The organism is Hoyosella altamirensis (genome assembly GCF_014191505.1).
In the GTDB taxonomy this organism is placed as follows: Bacteria; Actinomycetota; Actinomycetes; order Mycobacteriales; family Mycobacteriaceae; genus Hoyosella; species Hoyosella altamirensis.
Window position 1 is genome coordinate 802,309 of record NZ_JACHWS010000002.1, and the last position, 15,395, is coordinate 817,703.

Here is a 15,395-nt window from a genome sequence, read left to right on the forward strand (position 1 = left end):
GAGTCGATCTCAGTCCCGTTTTCCTTCAACGGCTAGCTCGTGTGCAAGCAGTTCCGCGAAAGTGAATGTGCCAGTTGGCTGGTCGTCTTTTCCGAGAAGGTATAAGCGCTTCACCGCCACCACGATGGACTCCGCGATTGTGTCACGCATCGTGGGATCCGCGAGCAGGGCTGTGTCGTCTTCGTTCGTGATGTACCCGACGTCAAGCTGTACCGTAGGCATCTTGGTCATGCGCAGGATGTCCCAGGTACGGCCATGTGACCGGCAATCGAGAAGCTGTGTACGAGCTACGATTTCGCGCTGAAGGAAGCCGGCGAGCACTGCACCTATCATCGATTCAGAGCCATCGGGAACGCCGTAGTGGAAGGTAGCAACCCCCCGCGCTAGCGGTGATTCGCTATGTGCGCACTGCAGCGAGATCATAAGATCAGCATTCAGGTTGTTGGCCATGGCTGCTCGATCGGCGACCGAAGGGTCCTTGTGCCGGGGACGCGACAGGAACGTTTCCATGCCGGTAGCCCCCATGCGCCCTTCAAGCCGATTGGCCAGGTCCCATAGGATGTCTGCTTCGGAAACACTTCCGCGCGGGCCCCGCACGATGCGACCCGTGTTTCTGCCGCCGAGACCGGGATCAAGAATGATTCGCTTGTTTCGGAGTTGGGGCCCGGATTGGCGGACCACCTCTTCCGCGAGGATTGCATGGGGCGAGCCACCTGTCACTCGCGTACCAAGCATCTCCAGGGAGCGGAGAGTTTCAGGCCCGCATATCCCGTCCACAACAAGTCCGAACTCGCGCTGATAGGAGCTGAGGGCTCGATGGAGTCCAGGGCCGAAATAGCCGTCGATGAGGCCGGTGTAAAAGCCGAGATCCTGCAGGCGAGTTTGGAGAGCAGCGACATCATCGCCGTATTGGGGTGCTGACACGTGATACGCGAGGATGCGCGCGCCCAGCCGGTAGCCGGCCTCCTGGAGAGCCCGCGAAGTGGCTTTGCCAACGAGCCCATCCACAAGAAGTCCACGTTCCTGCTGGAAGCCACGCACCGCCGAATCCATTGCTGAATCGAAGACGGTGCGGGCTTCAGCGAGGTCGTCGTCGTCGTGGAGGAAGCCGAGGCTGATCAGTTTTGCCCGCACCTCGGCGACATCTGGACCAGAGTCTCCGAGCTGTAGAAATGGCATCCTGCGGGCCTCACTCTCGAGATCGGGTCTGGCTTTCAAGCGGGAAGGACGTACGAACGAACAATCTATCTTCTGCTTGTGAGCCAGCGATCGGTCAGCAGCATCCCCATCTTAATGGGTATACACCCGCAACCGTGACGTCTAGAGGAGGTCTTCGATTTCTTTGAGCAGAGCGGCCTTCGACTTTGCTCCGACGATCTGTTTGACCGGCTCGCCGTCCTTGAAAAGGATCATTGTCGGGATCGACAGAATCTGAAAATCGCGCGGTACGCTGGGGTTCGCGTCGATGTCGAGCTTCGCGATTGTCAGCGTGTCCGCCTTCTCGTTCGAGATCTCTTCGAGCACTGGCGCGACCATGCGGCATGGTCCGCACCACGTTGCCCAGAAGTCAACAAGCACGGGCTTCTCGCTCTTAAGGACATCACTGGTGAATGTTGAGTCAGTGACGTTGATTGTGGACATTTTCCGGTATCTCCCTCGGAATAATTTCGGCTGGCAGGCTGTGTGGGTGGCTGTAGCTAGGTGAGAGCCATGGCGGGATCCGCGGCGGCGGAGCTGTCAGCATGCTCAGCGAGCCAGCGCTCGGCGTCGATGGCCGCAGCACAGCCAGTGCCCGCCGCGGTGATCGCCTGGCGGTAGGTGCGGTCCACGAGGTCACCGGCAGCGAATACGCCAGGCAGTGAGGCATGTGTGGTAGGTGCCTTTACAAGAACGTAGCCGTCTTCATCGACATCGAGTTGATCTCGGACCAGTTCGCTGCGCGGATCGTGTCCGACGGCCACGAACATCCCAGTAACAGCAAGCTCACGCGATTCGCCTGTAACTGTGTCGGAGAGGCGCAGCCCCGTGACACTGTTGTCGCCGAGCACCTCCTCGACCTTTGCGTTAGTAATGAAGGTGATCTTCTCGTTCGCTTTGGCCCGCTCGAGCATGATTCTGGACGCGCGGAACTCCTCACGACGATGGACAATCGTCACGCTGCGCGCAAATCGCGTCAGGAAGGTGGCCTCTTCCATTGCTGAATCCCCGCCGCCGATAATGGCAATGTCCTGGTCGCGGAAGAAGAAGCCATCGCACGTCGCACACGAACTGACGCCGCGGCCGAGGAGACGTTCTTCGCCAGCTACACCGAGATAACGCGCGGCCGCACCCATCGCAAGGATGACGGCGCGTGCGCGATAGTCGACCCCACCGGCGCTGACGATCTTCACATCACCGTCGAGCGAGATTGACTCGACGTCTTCCGTGCGAATATCTGTGCCGAATCGGAGTGCCTGCTCACGCATTTCGTCCATAAGTGCGGGACCCATGATCCCGTCGCGGAAGCCTGGGAAGTTTTCGACCTCGGTGGTGGTCATGAGGGCGCCACCAAATTGAGTGCCCTCGAACATGAGGGGCGTCAGCTGGGCGCGTGCGGTGTAGACAGCAGCTGTGTATCCAGCTGGTCCTGACCCAATAATGATGACGTCATGCACGTCAGCAGATTCATTGCTGGTGCTGCGCTCTGCGGTAGTCATACAGGCCTTCCGGTCATTGCGATTCGCTTGTTGTCGTGCTTCGCACTCGTAACGTGGTCAACAACAGGGTAGTCTGCGATGTTCCCATCGGCGCAGTGTGGCACCTCGAACTGAAGAACCACGAAGGCGAAATGACGGAGACTCAGTGTGGTGCGATTTCTTCGGCAATTCCGGAAAGCATGATCCGCAGCTTGCTTTCCAGCCATTGGTGTGGCTCTACCCCGATTGCGGCACGCCCCGCAGCGATGATCTCGCTAAGCGATGGCTCTTCTGAATCAGCTGGATCAGACCAGTCTTGTGCCAATTTGTCACGTGACGGCATCGACTGCGATGGAACCCTACCGTCTAGTTGCTCAGTTTTGCGTGAATGGTCCACGACTAGGTCTGTGACGAATTCCATGGCTAGTACCGCCTTGGTGGGTTCGAACCCCAAAGCGACTAAGCCAGCCATCATCTCAGCGCCGCGCCTGAGTACCTGGTGGGTAAATGTTCCCCCCGCCAGTTCAGTCGCAATGCCTGGATAGCGATCGAGCATCCCAGTCAGCGCCACTGCGGTGTCCCAGAGAAACTGTCGCCAGTCCGCGGCATTCGGTTCGGGAAAGTCGGTGCGCTGGATCGCAAGATCAATAGCTTGCCGCACAAGATCATCACGGCTGGTGACATAGCGGTAGAGAGTTGCGTGGTTGACGCCCAGCTGGCTTGCGACCGAAGTCATTGTGATGGTTGCCACGCCCATCTCCAAAGCGGTCTCGCAGATTTGTTCCCCAGTGACTATCGCGGGGCGTCCACGCTTACGCTTGACCGGCGCGGGTGCATCGTCTGTGCCGGAATCAGAAAGGTCGGACTCCAAGTCGTCTGAACGTGTCACAAATTACACGGTACAGGTTTCGGACATAACCTGACTAATTTCAACTATCGATATTTACCCACGTCACGCATGACAACCTGTAATTATGACCCCAGCACAGTGCGGCTGATGAGTGCCGGATTTCCCGCGCCACAATCCGGACGGACCGTCAGCGCAACTACGCGTGTCCCGTGAGTTTCCGGAAGCAGCAGGCGCACTGTCCGCTCCCCGCCGACAACTTCTACACTCGAACCGAGCAGGGGCGTATCCGCCGGAAATCCGTGCTCACCGAGACACGCTCCGAGTGCGGATCCACTGAGCTGACCAGTTTCCGCGCGGGAACCAAACGCCGAAAGCGGGCCGGTGGTCGCGTCCCCAGCTACTTGATTCGATGGCTGCGCACTGAACGCAGGCGACGCAGATGGCGTATCGAGAACCGCTACCCCGGCAAATACCGCGATGCCGGCCGCCGCGGTCCCGGCGAGGACTGCGAGAACTGAACGGTTCCAGCGACGATTGCGATGCAGCTGGCTCACATTCGCGGGCTGTGTCCCCGAAGTCCCCGAAGCTTCCGCTGTTGCCTGTTCGATTGCCGCGGTGAGCCGGGCAGAAAACTCGGCAGGAATGTCCTCACATGCGCCCGGCTGGCACTGCAACTGCGAGAGCTCGCTCCGGATGGTGCTGAGAGCGGCGAGCACCGGCGCTGCGTGCGGATCTGCCTGGATGTGGGCCCGCATGTGCGATGCCACGGCCTCTGGATACACGCCAGCGTCGAGATCGGCGAGGACCTCTCGACTGAAAGGAGGTTCGGGCACAACGATTGGTGCGTTCTGGGTGAGGTGCGCATCCTCCGGCATGGCGTCCTCCTTCCCGGGCCTCTTCTTGGGCTCCCCTACCCCGGGAGCAATTTCTCTACGTGGCACATCAGGGATAGACGCTCCGGTCAAGCGTCTGGTTCCCTTCCACTCGCAAATAATTCAGCGACTGTGCGAGCTTTAGCCGTGCGCGAGCACATCGGCTCTTGATAGTTCCGGTGGGAACGCCCAAACGCTCGGCCGCCTCGGCCACCGAGAGGCCCTCAACATCGACCGCGACGACGGCTGCGCGCTGCTCGCGCGGCAACTGGAACAATGCGCGTTCGACGTCGAGCGTGAACTCGAGTTCCCCGATCGGGTCGTCCCGCCGACGGATATGTGCAGAAAGCTCCTCGTCCAGCGGCACTGTCGCTCGGACGCGATTCCGGCGAATGCGGTCCAGACAGGCGTTGACCACAATCCGGTGCAGCCAGCTCAGTACCGCGGCGTCCGCCCGGAAAGACCCGGCCATCCGGTGCGCTGACAGAAGCGCATCTTGAAGCGCATCGGCAGCGTCATCGACGCTATAACTTGTTCTTTTTGCTACCCGCCACAAGTAGTTGCGATGCCTCTGGACTAGTTCGGTGAAGGCCCGCGAGTCCCCCGACACATGCGCGGCCAACAATTCCGAGTCCGACATCTCCCCTGCGGCGACCCCCCATGTGTGTCGCACCACGGAAGAATAACCCGGAGTGATTCAGAATACGAATCAAACGGACAGAAGCTACAACCTACGCAGTTCGGGCTTACGGGGCGCTGCTTGCTAGGGAGCAGCCCCCCGTAAGCGAATCTCACCGCCGTGCAGTGAATCTCAGTTCGTTGATGGTCGACTGCATACGCCCCTCAGCCTCACTCAATTCATCAATCCAAATGAGGATGTACTGGCTTGCTGGCGCCGCACCCATCTGAATCTGCGTGACCTCATCCTCAAGGACAGTGGTGGCAATGACGTCGGTGGAATCGAAATCTGGATCGGTACTGTCTGCTGTGCGAATTTCGACATTCGACCCTGGACGGTCTGTCCGAACCTCCACCTGAGATAGCTCGAAGGCATCATCAAACGCGACGATGAGGCCCACGCCGCTCTTGAAGGCCGGGAACTGCTGGAAGTACTGCGACGTCGTCCACGCGGTGTCGGGATCGCCATCGATGGCGAGTTCAGCGAGTCCTGGGTTGTCAGCCTGCTGCTGCGGCGAGTAGACAGTGACGCTGGACGGGAAGACGGAAAACGTGACTTGCCGCGTATTGCCTTGGCCCCCTGGAGCCTGCTCCTCTGCCGTGAACCCGAGAGGCTGACGCGATACGGGCGTGTTTGTGCCCGACCCCATCAGTAGCTGGGTCAGCTGGGTTATCGCGATCGTCAGAATCAGCACGGTAGCGATCGCGAGCAGGGTGAGCACCGCGACCACCCGGATTGATCGGCTGCGCCGCTCCTCCGGAGTCATGAGGACCGCTTGCGGCTTGATACGGACAGCTCGGGGACGCACTTTCGCTTGCGATGCGCGAATCACCGGGATCATGTCGGTTGCCTGGTCGGCCATCGTCGCCTGATCCAGAATCTGCTGGACGGTGGCTGCGGTCCGGATACCGCTGCTTGGCTGAAGCGCACGGAGAGCGACAGCAGAGATTTCGTAGGGCACCTCGGGCCGGATGCGCCGCGGATCAACGGGGGATCCGTCCTCGGCGAATTCAGCCGCTGGCAGGCCACCAACAGTTGTGCCTGGCTTGGCGAAGGCCGCGCCTGTGTGGCGCCGGTGGGTATGCGTGGCGACGAGTGCGGGCCCCAGCTCGGCGAGTGGCCAGTGGCCGGTGACAAGCGTGTAGAGCGCCGCGCCAAGGCCGTGTACGTCGGAGGACTGGTCTGCGTCCGCAGCCGTACCAGGGAAGGCGAGCACTGCATCCCCGGACGAGTTGATCCGAATTCGGTCCGGGTGGTCGATGGACAGCGCTGTACCCGTCCGGTGGGCAGCCTCAGCTGCACCCGCCAGCGTGCGCACAGCCCGCGCTGCGCCCGCGGGCGAAGGATTGGTCCGGGCGATGTCCCCCAGGGACTGGCCAGGCGTCCACTCAGAGATCACGATGCCGCCCGCGCGGCCCTTCACTACATCGAGGACACGGGCCAGGCCGGGCGAATCGATCCGTGCAAGCCGCAGCGTCCGCGCGAGCAGCGAATCATGTCGTTCGCCGGACGGGCTGCCCTCCGCTGTCGCCGCCGTGACAAAGGTCAGGGCTACGTCGCGCTCGAGTTTCAGGTCCCAGGCCTGCCAGAACCGAAGGCCCCGTGCGCGGCCGTGCTCCTCCACCAGGCGGTAACGCCCACCTGCGACGATGGTTCCGGGCATCAGTCGTGGCCGACGAGTGCTGTGAGCACCGTCCTGGGCGTCGCGGTTCTCGCCCGATTCCTCTGGATGCCCGGTACTTTCCTGAGCACGGGACTCTCCCGAGTGGTTATCACCCTCGTTATCTGGCGCTGGTGTGTTCTCCAGCTCTGTCAGGGCGTCAGTTGAGTCCTTCATGTTCATTCCTTCAGCCACACGGGGTGACACGTTGGCACGGTTTGCGGCGTCGCTTTGTTCGCTTGACTGAGTGTGTTCCGGCCCAGCGTACGGCAGGTTGCGACCGGAATCAGCGTGCTGTTGCGGAGCGTCACGCGATTCCTTGCTCACAGACCCCCCTGTGGCGGCCATCACAGGCTTTCGGCGGGCTTTTCCAGCAATACGGCCCACCAGACTCCACACGAGGCGCACCTCGGGAACTCCGAGCTTCAGCAGAATGGCGTACGTGATGCCAAAGATAATCACAGCCGAGTAGACGACGCTGACGAGGTCGCCCGTCCGGCCCCATGACTCGGTCACGGTAGGAAGGCCGAATATCAGCGAGGAGAACAGCATTACTATTGCGCCGACCAGCGAGGCGCTGAACACCACGAACATAGAGCTGAACGTGTAGCGCAATCGGAGCGGGCCTAGGCTGCGGCGCAGCAAAGCTGCTCCCACCACCGCTCCCGCAAGAAAGCCAGCGCCGTTGGCGAAGTGCAGCAGCGCAACGACTTGCGTTGGGTCATTGGCGACCGTAGGTGCCAGCACCGAGAGGATGACCTTGACGACTGTGATGCCCACGATGATGAAGTTGGGAATCCATGCTTCATGCCGGGCGTAGAAGACTCGAAGATGAAGGAGTACGAGGGCGTACGGGACGAGTGTGAACGCCGAAATTGCCAGCGTTTGGCCGAGTACCGTCGCGTCATCGTACGAGAAATTGCCACCCGTGAAGAGGAGTCGACCGATCGGAATACCGCTGACGGTCAGGAACATGATGACCGGTATGAGGGCCACCATCGTGATCCGCGTGGCGGTCGTCAAATCATCGATAACGGCTTTGTTGTCCCCGGCAGCAGCGTTCCGGCTCATCCGCGGCATGATGGCTGTAAGCACTGCTACCCCAAGAACACCGTATGGGACCTGCAGCAGGAGCCACACTGTCGTGTAGATCAGTGCCGCACCCTCAGCGGAACCCGACGCGACGTTCATCGTGACGAAGAGTCCTACCTGGCTGATGGCGACGTAGACGACGATCGCAAGCGCCATACCGCCGAACTTCTTCAGACGGTCGTCCAGCCCCCAGAGGGGCCGCAACGGGACGTTCGCCTTGCGCAGGAACGGAATAAGAACGAGGACCTGCGCGATTACGCCTAGCGTGGTCCCGACACCCAGGAATGCGATCTCACCTACGGACAGTTCAGCGGGGTCGTTCCAGATGATGTAGTAGCCACCGAGCGTTGCGATTGCAATGACGTTGTTCACGACCGGCGCCCAAGCACCAGGCCCGAAGATCCCCCGCGTGTTGAGGACGGCCGCAAAGACGGCCGTGAGGCCGTAGAACAAGATCTGCGGCAGCAACAGATAAGCGAAGGCTGTCGCCATGCTTTTGTCGACGACGGACTCGGTCTTGTTCAAGATCAGGGTCACGAGCAGCGGTGCGCATAATGTTGCAATCACTGTCGCTCCAACAAGGAGCGTTCCTGCCAGCGTGATCAGCTGGCGGGTGAACCTCTCGCCCCCATCAGGGTCTTCACGTTCAGCACGAACAAGCACCGGAACGACAATGGCCGCCAGTACGGCTCCCAGGACGAGTTCGGCCACCATGTTCGGCAGCTGGTTAGCGACACTGAACGCATCGCCCACGAACTTGCCGAGAACCATGACGAGCAGCAAGGTCCGGAGGAATCCGGTCAGGCGGCTGATTAGCGTCGGGAGCGCCATTGAGCCTGTCGAGCGCATCAAGCTGCGGTCAGCCTCACCGTGCTTGTTCACCTGAGCAGCGGCGGGTGGGGCGCCGGCAGGCGATTCGGACGGCTGCCCCGGCAATGCGATGGGTGTGGATTGACCAGGAGATTCGGGTTCGTTCTGGTGACCGGACAGGTGTGCGGGCGGGGTATCGGGCATGTCCGCGAGCGGGGGTGTTGCCGGTCGGGCTGGTGGCTTCGGCTCGCGTCGTTCCGTGTGATCGACCAGCCCTTTGTGGCTGGTCTTCGGGCGAACCACTTTGCGCGCGCTGGGCGACCGGTACATCGATACCGGGTAGCGTTCCCACGGCGGTTTAAGGCCGTGGTGCGAAGAGGCGGGTTCAGCGGCGTCCGAACCGGTCGTGCCTTCGCTGCGTGAGGGCAGACCGTCGGGTGTTGTGCCGTCCGTCATGGGCGTTCGTGACCTTCATCTGCAGGGTCGGGCTGACCGCGGAAGCGGTGCCAAAGGCGACGGCCGGCGAGTGCCAGCAACAATGCACCCGCGCAGGCGGTCAGAATCGTCATTATCTGTCCATACGCGGTGGAGCGTACCGAGATCCGGATGGCCTCCCCGAGCACATGGTGGTCAGGTGTGGTGAGCTGAATATCTACCGCGAATTGTCGCGTGTGGCTCACTTCCGTGGGAATGGAGAGCTGTCTATGGCTTCTCGGTGGCAATTGCTCGACCCCAAGGTCCGCGATCTCGATGCCCGGCGGCGCCGACACTTGCAATCGCACCTGGACGGGCACAGGAAGATCGTTGCGCGCAACGAGGAGCAGTGGACTCTGGCCGGACGCAAGTGTGTAGACGCCACCAGGGTTGAGCACTGTCACCTGGGTATGGAGAAAGTTCAGTGTGTCTTGGACTGTGTCGAGGCGTAACCGTGCTGCAGCGTCCGCGGAGCTGTGGTCGGTCCCGCCCTCTGGCGTTATCACCCGCCGATCGGCCGCAGTGAGGGCACGCAATAGGTCTCCCCACAATGGGGCCAGAAAAGCGTCTGGAGTGAGCGGCAGGTTCGGATCGGTGACCAGCGCAGAGCGCAGCTGTTCAAGCTCGCGAGCAGTAATACTGAGCGGCTCGAGGACGTCGTCCGATACCCGGTCGCTGTCGTTCTGCTGGGGGTACTGAACGATTCCCTCTGGATGATTGTTGCGCTCGGCGGCTGTGGCGACACCATCCAGTGGTGCGGGGGTTATCAGACCCGCGCTGAACAACTGAGTAATCGTCTGCAGTATCGCCGAGCCTTCCGCGATGTCGATCCGCCAGTTCTGCGGGGGCACCACCATCAGGGTCTGGGGGCCGGGCCCATTCGATCCATTACCGTTCGCCGCGAGGGCCGGCCACACAAGTGCGCCGAGCGCGTCGTGCATTCGCTGCAATCGGGGTGCCTGCGCGGCGTCTCGCGAGCCCCCTGAAACGTACGAGGGCACCTGAGGGGACCCGCCCACAGCCGCCAAAGCACCGGCAGTTGCCGGATCGAACAGCGTCGCGGTCAGTGCTCGATCCGGATCTTCGGTATTCGGCAGGCTCACGCGTGCGAAGCTGTTCCGTGCCTGTTCAGAGCTGTTTAGTGCGACCTGGTTGGACGCTACCAACGCGGTGCCACCGGTGGTGTCCGCGAGCATGCCCGCGCTCTGCTCGCTGAGCAGCCCGGACTCTGGCAGGGTGACCGCTCGAACCGGGTCGGTACCAAGAACCGCAGCGAGGATGTCGCTAGGTGTCACAAGAGCGCGTGCGGCGAAGTCACTGTTGCCGAGACGAGCGAGCGCCTCGAGGTCAACCTGTCCATACGGTAATGCCACGGTGCATACGTCTTCACTGAGCTGACGCAAACGAGCAAGCCACTCTGACGCGGCAGCAGTGCCGGCACCTGGGCGGGTGACTCCGGTGGGATCGGCTGGATCTACGGCAACTTGATATCCCGGCTGCATAGCGTCAACAGCGATGAGAAGATCGGGGTCGATCGCAAGGCAAACAGATTCCGCGAGCTGCGCAGCGGATTCGCCGTTGCGGCCTATAGCCTCCTCAAGCGCGGTAAGTGCTTCGTCCAAATGACCCCCTGCGCTCAGGGATCCTGCGAGTGAATCGTCCAGCAGGCGCAGATTTCGGCCGTCCCCTGTACCGCCAGGCGCGATTTTCGGAGTCTCTGCCAGCGGCCACAGCAAAGTGATCGGAAGGGGGCGTCTGACTGTCGGCGTCACGGGGGCCTCAGACACAGCACCTGCAGCACGATCTGACTCCGGGGCTTCGCTCACCGAACGCGGCAAACCGATGACTGGGAGCAGAAACCTCGCGGTATCGGAACGAAGTCCGACTCCGCCACCCGTGGTTGCTGTTGTGCTGACGAGCAGCGGATACACGCCAGGTCCTGGGATGTGCAGCGAATTGCCGGTTTCAGATCTGTAGGGGAACGTGATGGTGAAACGTGCGGACTCCCCAGGATCAATGGAAGCTCCCACCGGCACTGTGGGTGTGATGATGCGATAGTCAGCTTCTGTCAGCTCCCCTGTCCTGCGAAGGCCTTCGCTCTCGTTCACCGCAGCGGCGCGCTGTAACCGAACGGCCGCATCCGAAATCGTGCTGCCGCTGTTGTTGGTGATCGTTCCGGTCACAATCAAAGTGGGCGACGAGTTAGGAGTCACAACTGGCGGCGCTACCGAATCGATAGTGACGGTGAGGGGCTCAGTCGCGGTGCCCGCGTCATCCGCACCCGGCTGCCCGAAAGCCACCCCCGAGGCCACAGTGAGTATCAGTCCCAGCGCCAGCAGAAAGGCACAGGGTGCCCGCCACATACTTCTGCGGGAACTGGCCTGGCAACGGTCGCCAGCCCGTGGTGTTTGCAACGATGTCATATCTGGGGCTTGTCCAGTGACTCCGCAGGTTCCGGATCGTTCTGGTGTCCCCGAGTCTGCAGCTTCGGCGCCACGCCTTCATTGCCCGTACCCTCGTGATCCGGCTTCGCGGCATTCGCCGCGTCTGCGGCTAGATTCCTCAGGCCGTCAAGAGAGGACGCCATACTTGCAATCAATTCCGCGGCCATGCGTGCCAGTTTCCGCTCATCCGCGTAGGCAAGGCGCGAATCGAGTTCAGCAAGCGGAACCCATGCGACTTCTGACACTTCCATGTCTGCGTCGGACAGTTCGCCTCCAAGGAACCGCATGAGGTAGTGGTGAACCGTTTTGTGAACTCTGCGTCCTTCAGTTACGAACCAGTAGTCGATACTGCCTAGTGACGCGAGAATCCGACCCTGGATTCCGGTTTCCTCTGCCACCTCGCGCATAGCGGTCTGCTCTGCTGTTTCGCCTCGCTCGATGTGTCCCTTAGGCAGCGACCAAAGGAGTCGGCCTCGCCGGTCGAGCCGGCCGATCAGCGCAGCTCGAAGCTTGTCGCGGCCGCCGTCCCACCCAGTGATGACAAGCCCGCCTGCTGACGTTTCGCGAACGGTTCGCAGCCGGCGACCGCGGTGTCCGCGGTGACCGGGCGCACTGCCATTCTGCGGTTTCGGGCGCGGCTTGCCCGATGGAGTTGCTCCGTGCTGGCTGGCGGACTGCTGCCCAGTGGTCGTGTGGACGTTGGTCTCTTTGTCGCTGTTGACCCCGGAATCAGTGCCGCTGTGTGGCGTTGTACCAGGAGAATCGTGCGTGGCGTGGCGCTGACCCCGGCCGCCGCGGCGCCGCGGGCGGCGTTTGCGGTGCCTCGGGTGCGCTGCACGATCATCAGGGGACACTTTGTCATGGTAGCCGGAAGCGAGCGGTGTCCTTGTGAACTCTACTCTGATGTGCGAAGCGGCGCCGGCGGCAGTGCAGCTGAACTGGGTAAATCCGGTTCTTGGCGCGGCGCCCGGTAGGGTGTCTTGGCGTGGTTCCACCGTTGAGCGATGACACGCACCTGGAAAGCCTCGCCGCGCAGCAGCTTGCGACCGCGGCGGTCGCTTTACGTGACCACGACGCGCTCTTCGCGGAGCTCGGCCGGCGCTTCGACGAGATCGGCAGTGAGCTCTTTCTGGTGGGCGGATCCGTCCGCGACGCCATACTGGGCCGCTTGGGCAACGATCTGGATTTCACAACAAATGCACGGCCAGAGGCTGTGCGGGACGCCCTTCGCGGCTGGGCTGATGCAATGTGGGAAACCGGGATCGCATTCGGCACCATCAGTGCGAGCAAGCACGGTGTACAGGTAGAAATCACCACGTATCGGACCGATTCCTACGACAGGGTTGGGCGCAACCCAGAGGTGAGTTACGGCGATTCGCTGAGTGACGACTTGGTGCGGCGGGATTTCCGCGTGAACGCGATGGCGGTACAGGTTGGCGTGAGCGGGATAGGGTCCTTCACCGACCCCCTCAACGGTCTGGCCGATCTCGTGGCGGGGGTGCTTGATACTCCGGGTGCGCCGGAGGATTCCTTCAATGACGACCCGCTGCGCATGCTCCGTGCTGCGCGGTTTGCTTCCCAGTTGGGCTTGCAGCTCACACCTCGGGTTGATCAGGCAATCCGTGAGATGGCGGACCAGATCAATCGAGTGACGGCAGAGCGGATTCGGGCGGAACTCGACAAGCTGATGGAAGGCAGCGACCCTATCGCTGGCCTTGAGGTTCTCGTCGGCACTGGGCTGGCTGAACATGTACTGCCAGAGGTTCCAGCGATGCAACTCGAGATTGACGAGCATCACCAGCACAAGGATGTCTATACGCATTCGCTGACTGTGCTGAGGCAGGCAATCGAACGCGAGGATGACGGGCCCGATCTCGTCCTGCGCTGGGCTGCGCTCCTGCACGACATAGGCAAACCCGCGACTCGCAAGCATGAACCTGGCGGCGGGGTGAGCTTTCACCACCACGAGGTCGTTGGCGCGAAAATGACGCGGAAGCGGATGCGCGCACTACGCTACTCGAAGCAAATGATCGAGGACGTCTCACGCCTTGTCTACCTGCATCTGCGCTTCCACGGCTACGGAAAGGGACAGTGGACAGACTCGGCGGTGCGGAGGTACGTCACCGACGCAGGGCCTCTGCTGGACAGACTCAATAAGCTTGTCCGCGCCGATTGCACCACTCGTAACAAACGTCGGGCGCTCGCGCTGCAACGCGCGTATGACGATTTAGAAGCCAGAATTGCCCGGATTCAGGAGCAGGAAGACTTGGAGCGCGTTCGGCCGGACCTCGACGGCAACGCCATCATGGAGCTGCTGGGGCTGCCACCCGGACCCGAGGTTGGTAAGGCGTGGAAATTCTTGAAAGAACTTCGCCTGGAGCGAGGACCGCTCAGCAGGGATGAAGCGGAGGCCGCGCTGCGCGAATGGTGGGACGGCCAGAGCTAGCCCCACGACAGCTGATTACTGTTCGCCTCACCAGAACCAGCGATTACGCACGCGTCGCCGGGCATTGAGGGCGATACCGGCCAGCGCGAGGGCGTAGATCACCGCGCCAGCGTAAACAAGGGAAATTGATCTGCCGTCTGGAGCGACGAACGATGCCGCGATCGCGATCGCCGCGACAAACGCCGCATTGAAGACCATGTCTTGCAGCGCGAAAACCCGGCCACGCTTGCCGTCCGGAATCTCAATCTGCATCGCGGCGTCGCTGCATAGTTTGATCGACTGCCCCGCGATCCCAAATAGGAATGCGGCGATGATCAGAGAATCTTGATCGAGCATGCGGACGAACACGACCTGCGCTGCCAGGGCGAGAATCACGCCGGAGACGATTGTTCTGGTCCGTCCGAGGCGCGGAATAACAAACGGCATGAGGACAGCTGCTATGACCATCCCCGTCGCGGTAGCGGCGATCGCGAGTCCGAACCCCGCGAGTCCTCCCGGGAGTCGCAGTGATCCTTCTGGGTCCTGCAGTAGCAGAACCATGATCAGCGTATTGACTCCGAATGTGATGCGGTGCGCGCCGAGTGCTGCGAGTGCTGTGGTTACACCAGGTGAGTGCCAAACCGCACGCGCGCCAGTGGCAAGGCCGGTGGCCACGGCAGCGACCTCGGTACGCCATGTTCGTTGCGAACGCGTCAACAACATCGTCAGCCGGCCAGGCCCGAGTGACCCTTGCGCGAACCCCCAGGCGGCCACTCCACCAGCGAGCGGCGCCAATATGGAAACCGCGGTTGCTGTGCCCGATCCGACGTCCCCCTCCCCCACAAGCGAAACAACCAGTATCGATGCGGAGGCGCCCAGTCCGGCGAACCCGGCCCCGAGCGTGACAAGGACCGCATTGGCTGGCACCAGGTGCTGTTGCGCAACCACGTTGGGCAGCGATGCGGAAAGACCCGAGAGCACGAATCTGCTCACACCTATCGCGGCTAAGGCGATCAGAAGGAGTATTGGACCGTTGATTGACGCAAAGAGCACGATGCTCGCGGCGGCGACGAGGCCACACCGGATCACCGCAGCCCAAACGATGACTAGGCGGCGATCCCACCGATCGAGCATGGTACCGATGAACGGGCCGATCAGTGAGTACGGCAGCAGCAGGACGACGAAGCCGACAGCGATTGCGATGGGTTCGGTCTGCCGCTCGGGATTGAAGAGAATCGCGCCACCAAGCGCGGCCTGAAAGAAACCGTCACCGAACTGATTGACCCAGCGCACGACAGCGAGCCGGGCAAGGCCGGGAGAATGACGCATCGCGTCGGCAAACTCCGACATCCGATTCGTCAAGGTTCCTCATTTCTCTGTTCCCGCCTCGCTGTTTGCGGATGGTGCGGCGATC

Annotated in this window: 11 protein-coding genes; 1 reads left to right on the forward strand and 10 read right to left on the reverse strand. The window is 61.7% G+C overall.

The features are described 5' to 3' along the window. Nucleotides 1-9 precede the first annotated feature (9 nt). From FHU29_RS12575 to FHU29_RS12615, 9 genes are all read right to left on the reverse strand, one after another. Nucleotides 10-1,179, reverse strand: a complete 1,170-nt coding sequence (locus tag FHU29_RS12575; RefSeq protein ID WP_064439975.1) for an N-acetylmuramoyl-L-alanine amidase — start codon at nt 1,177-1,179, stop codon at nt 10-12. 141 nt (nt 1,180-1,320) lie between these two features. After that, nucleotides 1,321-1,641, reverse strand: a complete 321-nt coding sequence (gene trxA, locus FHU29_RS12580; protein ID WP_064439976.1) for a thioredoxin — start codon at nt 1,639-1,641, stop codon at nt 1,321-1,323. A 56-nt stretch (nt 1,642-1,697) separates the two neighbouring features. After that, nucleotides 1,698-2,696: a thioredoxin-disulfide reductase gene (trxB, locus tag FHU29_RS12585; RefSeq protein WP_064439977.1), complete on the reverse strand. Its 999-nt coding sequence runs from the start codon at nt 2,694-2,696 to the stop codon at nt 1,698-1,700. A 142-nt stretch (nt 2,697-2,838) separates the two neighbouring features. Beyond that, nucleotides 2,839-3,564, reverse strand: a complete 726-nt coding sequence (locus tag FHU29_RS12590) for a TetR/AcrR family transcriptional regulator (RefSeq protein ID WP_064439978.1) — start codon at nt 3,562-3,564, stop codon at nt 2,839-2,841. Nucleotides 3,565-3,647: 83 nt separating this feature from the next. Continuing rightward, on the reverse strand, nt 3,648-4,400 hold the full coding sequence (locus FHU29_RS12595; protein ID WP_064439979.1) for a hypothetical protein: 753 nt from the start codon (nt 4,398-4,400) through the stop codon (nt 3,648-3,650). A 67-nt stretch (nt 4,401-4,467) separates the two neighbouring features. Further along, on the reverse strand, nt 4,468-5,037 hold the full coding sequence (gene sigM / locus FHU29_RS12600; protein ID WP_064439980.1) for an RNA polymerase sigma factor SigM: 570 nt from the start codon (nt 5,035-5,037) through the stop codon (nt 4,468-4,470). A 151-nt stretch (nt 5,038-5,188) separates the two neighbouring features. Then, entirely contained in the window at nt 5,189-9,094 is a 3,906-nt protein-coding gene (murJ, locus tag FHU29_RS12605) for a murein biosynthesis integral membrane protein MurJ (RefSeq protein ID WP_083962259.1), read from the reverse strand. Next, nucleotides 9,091-11,535 carry a DUF6049 family protein gene (locus FHU29_RS12610; RefSeq protein ID WP_198156525.1) on the reverse strand — a complete coding sequence of 815 codons (2,445 nt, stop codon included), beginning with the start codon at nt 11,533-11,535 and terminating at the stop codon, nt 9,091-9,093. The genes murJ and FHU29_RS12610 overlap by 4 nt, the downstream gene beginning before the upstream one ends. Further along, a complete protein-coding gene (locus FHU29_RS12615; RefSeq protein ID WP_083962261.1) occupies nt 11,532-12,410 on the reverse strand; it encodes an NUDIX hydrolase in 879 nt (292 codons plus the stop codon). Before FHU29_RS12615 ends, FHU29_RS12610 begins: the two co-directional genes overlap by 4 nt. Nucleotides 12,411-12,541: 131 nt before the next feature. Here FHU29_RS12615 and FHU29_RS12620 point away from each other — a divergent pair, with 131 nt between their 5' ends. Then, nucleotides 12,542-14,002 carry a CCA tRNA nucleotidyltransferase gene (locus tag FHU29_RS12620; RefSeq protein ID WP_183377552.1) on the forward strand — a complete coding sequence of 487 codons (1,461 nt, stop codon included), beginning with the start codon at nt 12,542-12,544 and terminating at the stop codon, nt 14,000-14,002. A 27-nt stretch (nt 14,003-14,029) separates the two neighbouring features. On the opposite strand, the gene FHU29_RS12625 is transcribed toward FHU29_RS12620, so the two are convergent. Next, nucleotides 14,030-15,331 (reverse strand): MFS transporter, encoded by a 1,302-nt coding sequence (locus tag FHU29_RS12625; protein ID WP_064439982.1) that lies wholly within the window; start codon nt 15,329-15,331, stop codon nt 14,030-14,032. Between the last annotated feature and the right edge of the window lie 64 nt (nt 15,332-15,395).

Coding starts and splice junctions, on each gene's coding strand:
- FHU29_RS12575 (WP_064439975.1), bottom strand. CDS start 1,179: ATGCCATTTCTACAGCTCGGAGACTCTGGTCCAGATGTCGCCGAGGTG.
- trxA (WP_064439976.1), bottom strand. CDS start 1,641: ATGTCCACAATCAACGTCACTGACTCAACATTCACCAGTGATGTCCTT.
- trxB (WP_064439977.1), bottom strand. CDS start 2,696: ATGACTACCGCAGAGCGCAGCACCAGCAATGAATCTGCTGACGTGCAT.
- FHU29_RS12595 (WP_064439979.1), bottom strand. CDS start 4,400: ATGCCGGAGGATGCGCACCTCACCCAGAACGCACCAATCGTTGTGCCC.
- sigM (WP_064439980.1), bottom strand. CDS start 5,037: ATGTCGGACTCGGAATTGTTGGCCGCGCATGTGTCGGGGGACTCGCGG.
- murJ (WP_083962259.1), bottom strand. CDS start 9,094: ATGACGGACGGCACAACACCCGACGGTCTGCCCTCACGCAGCGAAGGC.
- FHU29_RS12610 (WP_198156525.1), bottom strand. CDS start 11,535: ATGACATCGTTGCAAACACCACGGGCTGGCGACCGTTGCCAGGCCAGT.
- FHU29_RS12625 (WP_064439982.1), bottom strand. CDS start 15,331: ATGTCGGAGTTTGCCGACGCGATGCGTCATTCTCCCGGCCTTGCCCGG.